The sequence below is a fragment of the Massilia sp. P2_C2 genome, assembly GCF_056404615.1.
The window spans coordinates 1-3,184 of sequence record NZ_JBFUDR010000482.1 but is presented as its reverse complement, the minus strand read 5'-3'; the positions used below and the strand labels follow the sequence as shown (position 1 = coordinate 3,184).

Below are 3,184 nucleotides of genomic sequence, written 5' to 3'. Positions count from 1 at the left end.
GACCAGCCGCTCGCGCAGCAGCCCCGTGCCGGCATAGCGGGCGCCCGTCGTCACGCGCGTGCCCGGCAGCGGGGGCAGCGCTGGCCAATCTGGATGCGCCGCGGCCAGCGCGCGGTACCGGGCCAGCGTGGCCTGCACGCGGCGGTAGATCGGCACCGGCGGCGGCGCCGCGTCGACCGCCAGCGCCAGGCGCCCGTCGGCCAGCGCCCGGCGCAGGTGCTCGACTGGATCGAACGGGGGCGACGTGTCGCCCGGCAGGCGGTAGCCGGACGCGATCCGGCCGCCGTGCAGGTCGGACAGGTATTGCAGCATGGCGGTACTGAGGTCCCGTTCGAAGGCGAGGGCGTCCGTGTCGTCCGCCAGCCCGTCCAGCCGGCGCGCGAGCCCGTCGGCGTCGTAGCGGGCCGGGTCGATGCCGTGCGCGGGCGCGCCGCGCAGCAGGCGGATCGCCTGGCGTGCACGATTCCCGTCGTCGGCCAGCCAGGACGGCGGCGGCTGCGTGCCGGCCGCGTACAGGCGCGGCGTCAGCTGGCGGGCGTCGAGCGGGCCGGCGGCGGCGAGCACGTGGCACGCGGTGAACAAAAGGGCGCTGATCCAGCGGAAGACGAGGCGGGTTGTCGGAGACACGGTGGCGGCATGCTTGGGTGACGGGATGGGCCCACGATAGATGGYGGGCCCGCGGCGCGTCATTGATGCAAGTCAAATCCACCGCTCACGCTGTTCCGATCAGGCTGGACAATGGGACATCGTCCAGCGCTTCCAGGAAGCGGGCCGCCGCGCGGCACAGCGCGCCTTTCAGCACGCAGTCCGGCGCGAGGGGACAGGCGCCCGCGCGGCCACCCGGGCAGCCGGCGACGCCGAAGGCCGGCTCGGTGCGGCGCACGACGTCGCCCACCATGATGTCGGCCGGGGCGCGCGCGAGGCGGATGCCGCCGCTGCGCCCGCGCACCGTCTCGACGAAGCCCGCGTGCCCGAGCTGGTTGACGACTTTCGTGAGGTGGTGGTGCGAGATGCCGTACCGGGCTGCCACCTCGCCTGTCGTGGCGAGGCGGCCCTCGTTGGCGCCCAGGTACATCAGGACGCGCAGCGCGTGGTCGGTGTGTTCGGTGAGGCGCATGATCGCCGCTCAGGCCCCGCTCGTGGTGCGGGCGGTATCCGCAGGCGTATTGGCCGCGACCTCGGCCAGCCGGGCCGGCCGGCGCATCAGGCGCAGCACGAACAGCGCGAGGCACAGCGTCCCGAGCGCGAACACGACGTCGCCCGGCACCCGCAGCCACACCATGCGCTCCATGAACGCGGAGTGGATCACCTCCGGCGAGCGGGCGAACCACATGCCGTACGCGACGCTGGCCCACGCCTGGTAGACGCCGGCCGGCACGAGGGACACGAACACCATCAGCGCGAGGCCGCCGTTCAGCAGCCAGAACATCGGGCGCAGCAGGGCATCCGACCACGCACGGCGGTCGGACAGGCCGCGCAGGCAGAACAGCAGCAGGCCGATGCCGAGCATGCCGTACACGCCGAACAGGGCGGCGTGGCCGTGGGCCGCCGTCATGTTCAGGCCCTGCATGTAGTACAGCGCGATCGGGGTGTTGATCGAGAAGCCCAGCAGGCCGGCGCCCACCGTGTTCCAGAAGCCGACGGCGATGAAGCACAGGATCGCCCAGCGATAGTTGGCGACCCACGGCGCTGCCCGCGTGCGCCGGTAGTTGCGCCAGGCCTCGATGCCGATCAGCGACAGCGGCACGACTTCCAGCGCCGAGAACATGGCGCCGATCGCGATCACGGCTGTCGGGGTGCCCGTGAAGTACAGGTGGTGCAGGGTACCGAGGATGCCGCCGAACAGGAACACGATGGTCTCGAGCACGATGGCGGCGTTGGCACTGGCGGCGCGGATCAGGCCCAGGCGGGTGAACAGCAGGGCGATGACGGCCGTCGCGAACACTTCGAAGAAGCCCTCGACCCACAGGTGCACGAGCCACCATCTCCAGTACTCTATCATCGAGTAGTGCGTGTGCTGGCCCCACGTCAGCGACGTGGCGTAGAAGCCGCCGATGCACAGCGCGGCCAGGAATACCATGGCGATCAGGCCGCGGCTCTCCGACGGCTTCCGCAGCGCGGGCCACAGGCCGCGGCCGAGCAGGAAGGCCCAGAACAGCAGGCCGGCGAACAACAGGTATTGCCAGATGCGGCCCATGCTGGTGAATTCCAGGCCCTGGTTGCCGAGCCAGAAACTGAAGTCGACGCCGCGGTGCTGCAAGGTGCCGAGCCAGCCGCATGCCGTGGATCCGGCCACGATGAACAGCAGCGCGTAGAACAGCACGTTGACGCCRAGCGCCTGCAGCTTCGGCTCGTGGCCCGAGATGGCGGGCGCGATGTACAGGCCGGTAGCGAGCCACGCGGTCGCGATCCACAGCACGGCGAACTGGGTATGGATGGTGCGGCTGACGGTGAACGGCAGGATATCCGCCAGCGGGATGCCGAAGAAGCCGTTGCCTTCGACGGAATAATGCGCCGTGACCACGCCCATGCCCACCTGCGCCAGGATCAGCGCGACGACCACGGCGAAGTATTTGCGCGTCGCCTTCATCGACGGGGTGGCCTGCAGCCGGAACAGCGGATCGTCGCGCGGCGGCGCCGGATCCGCTTCCTCCGGCTGGGCGGCGTGGAACAGCACCATGCCGGCGATGGCGCCGATCATGACGACGATGCTGGCGATCGACCAGATGCCGGCGCCGGCCGTGGGCGTGTTGCCGACCAGCGGTTCGTGCGGCCAGTTGCTCGTGTACGACAGGCCCGTCTCGCCCGGGCGGTCGGTCGCGGCGGACCAGGCGGACCAGAAGAAGAATGCGGCCAGCGCGGTGCGGTCGGCCGCGTCGGGCAGGGCACCGGCCGTCATCGCGTATTGCGCGCGCAGCCGGTCCAGCGCGGGATCGCGGCCGAACAGGCCCGTGTAGTGTGCGGCGACCGATTGCACGGCGGCCGTGCGCTCGGCGGACAGCGTCAGCGTGTCGCGCGCGGCATCATACGTGTTGCGGCGCAGGGCTTCCCTGACGAGGGCGTCGACGGCGCCGCGTGCGCCGGCCTCGAGCTGGGCGTACGGCCGGCCATTGTCGCGCAGGGCCAGCCGCTCGCGCAGGGCGACGGCTTCGCGGTGCAGCCAGTCGGCCGACCAGTCCGGGGC

At 71.5% G+C, this 3,184-nt stretch carries 3 protein-coding genes; all 3 read right to left on the bottom strand.

The genetic code is table 11. The annotated features are described in order from the left end of the window. A partial coding sequence (locus tag AC1DYX_RS29745; RefSeq protein ID WP_477265613.1) for a L,D-transpeptidase scaffold domain-containing protein occupies positions 1-627 on the bottom strand: 627 nt, incomplete at its 3' end. 85 nt (positions 628-712) lie between these two features. Continuing rightward, complete coding sequence (locus AC1DYX_RS29740; RefSeq protein WP_477265611.1) at positions 713-1,117, bottom strand: Rrf2 family transcriptional regulator; 405 nt, start codon at positions 1,115-1,117, stop codon at positions 713-715. A gap of 9 nt (positions 1,118-1,126) precedes the next feature. Continuing rightward, a partial coding sequence (locus tag AC1DYX_RS29735; RefSeq protein WP_477265609.1) for a nitric-oxide reductase large subunit occupies positions 1,127-3,184 on the bottom strand: 2,058 nt, incomplete at its 5' end.

Excerpts from the sequence above, each read along its gene's own strand:
- AC1DYX_RS29740 (WP_477265611.1), bottom strand. The coding sequence starts at position 1,117 with ATGCGCCTCACCGAACACACCGACCACGCGCTGCGCGTCCTGATGTAC.